At 69.4% G+C, this 340-nt stretch carries 1 protein-coding gene; it reads right to left on the reverse strand.

Going from position 1 to position 340, the window contains the following annotated elements:
• The coding region (locus tag SB751_RS28840) for a TatD family hydrolase (RefSeq protein WP_410748888.1) at positions 1-340 on the reverse strand (340 nt) is incomplete at both ends.

The raw sequence follows: 340 nt of genomic DNA on the forward strand, positions 1-340 counted from the left end.
CAGCCAGGCCGGGGGAATATCCGGCGCGTCGGTCTCCAGCACCAGATGGCGCAGGTCGACGTCAGTGGCGTGGCGGCGGATCTGCAATGCCCGTTCGTAGGTCATGGCCCCGCCCAGCCCCAGCGCGAAGCCCTGCTCGACGAAGGCCTGGGCCTGCTGCGCGCTGCCGTTGAAGGCGTGCGCGATGCCGCCGATACGGTCGTGGCGCCGCAGGTACTTGAGCAGGATGTCCTGCGACTTGCGCACGTGCAGCAGCACCGGCAGCTTGAATTCCGCCGCCATGGCCAGTTGGGCGGCGTAGAAACGTTCCTGCCGCGCGCGCGGCTCGCCCGAGGCGATT

This window comes from Cupriavidus sp. SIMBA_020, from assembly GCF_046535395.1.
GTDB classification, from domain to species: Bacteria; Pseudomonadota; Gammaproteobacteria; order Burkholderiales; family Burkholderiaceae; genus Cupriavidus; species Cupriavidus campinensis.